This is a genomic window from Treponema sp. OMZ 840, from assembly GCF_050937815.1.
Classification (GTDB): Bacteria; Spirochaetota; Spirochaetia; order Treponematales; family Treponemataceae; genus Treponema_C.
In genome coordinates this window covers 1-1,199 of record NZ_JACDIJ010000032.1, presented here as the reverse complement: position 1 = coordinate 1,199, position 1,199 = coordinate 1, and the positions used below count along the sequence as shown (strand labels likewise).

General features: G+C 41.5%; 1 protein-coding gene. It reads left to right on the top strand.

The features are described 5' to 3' along the window. Positions 1 to 111: 111 nt before the first annotated feature. Positions 112 to 972, top strand: a complete 861-nt coding sequence (locus H0R92_RS13965; RefSeq protein WP_432966272.1) for an Rpn family recombination-promoting nuclease/putative transposase — start codon at positions 112 to 114, stop codon at positions 970 to 972. The last annotated feature ends 227 nt before the right edge of the window (positions 973 to 1,199 follow it).

Genomic DNA, 1,199 nt, shown 5'->3' with positions numbered 1-1,199 from the left:
GCACAAAACTGAGTATTTGCAGCTTTTTCGTACATCCGTGTACGGAAATGAAATAAAATGGAGCTATTTCGGTGTGGTTCACTTGTAAAACAGTATAGGTGGAGGTGAAGTATGACAAAGGCTAAGCCCAAGCGAACCTATAAGGACTCGGTGTTTGCCGACCTTTTCGGAGCGGACAAGTCGGCGAAGTCGAACTTTATCAGTTTGTACAACGCACTGCACGGAACACAGCTGCCGCTTGACTGTGAGCTGCGTCACATCAGACTGGAGCAAATCCTGTATATGAACTTTTACAACGATGTGTCTTTCCTTGTAGATAATAAAATCATTGTACTTGCAGAACATCAATCGACCGTCAACTTGAATATGCCGTTCCGTTTTTTGGAGTATGTAGTCCGCTTGTATGAGCAGATACAAAATCCGCGCGATAAGTATTTGCGCCGTTTGGTTAAGATTCCTTCTCCCGAATTCTATGTGTTTTACAACGGAGAAGAAGATTTCCCGGAATATAAAACGCTAAAACTTTCCGACGCTTTTATGACGGCCGGCTCACAACCGAACCTTGAACTCATTGTCGAGGTGGTGAATATCAATCAGGATAAAGCACATACAATCCTTGCACAGTGCAAACCGCTTGCCCAGTACAGTTTATTTGTAGAAACGGTGCGAAAACACCTCAAGCTTGACAGGGAAAAAGGCTTTGAAAAAGCTGTACAGGAATGTATAAATAATGATATACTTAAAGAGTACTTGGAACGCAAATCGCGGGAGGTAATGAATATGTTATTAAGTGAATACGATTACGCAACCGATATAGCGGTTCAAAGAGAAGAAGAACGTGAAATAGCCTTGGAAGAAGGTGCCCGGCAAAACAAATTGGAAACGGCAGCTGTAATGAAGTCGATGAATTACCCTTTGGATGATATTCACAAAATCACCGGGCTTTCCGAGGCGGAAATAGAAAAACTGTAACGTCTTGCGCTTTTTTACATCGGCCCCCTAGCGCAAGAAAACACAAAAATAACTAAGGCCTAAGCCGACGGTGTATTTAAAGCAAAGGGTAAAACATCTTCCCTGTCCGATTTGTGCTGTTCTTTTTTCATTCCCGCTGTTCTATACGCTCTTGTACTCATAAAATAAAGTTGTTTTTTTCGGAAAAAGTCTCTTTTTTTTCATATCAAACCTATAATGTTTAAAGC

Excerpts from the sequence above, each read along its gene's own strand:
- H0R92_RS13965 (WP_432966272.1), top strand. The coding sequence starts at position 112 with ATGACAAAGGCTAAGCCCAAGCGAACCTATAAGGACTCGGTGTTTGCC.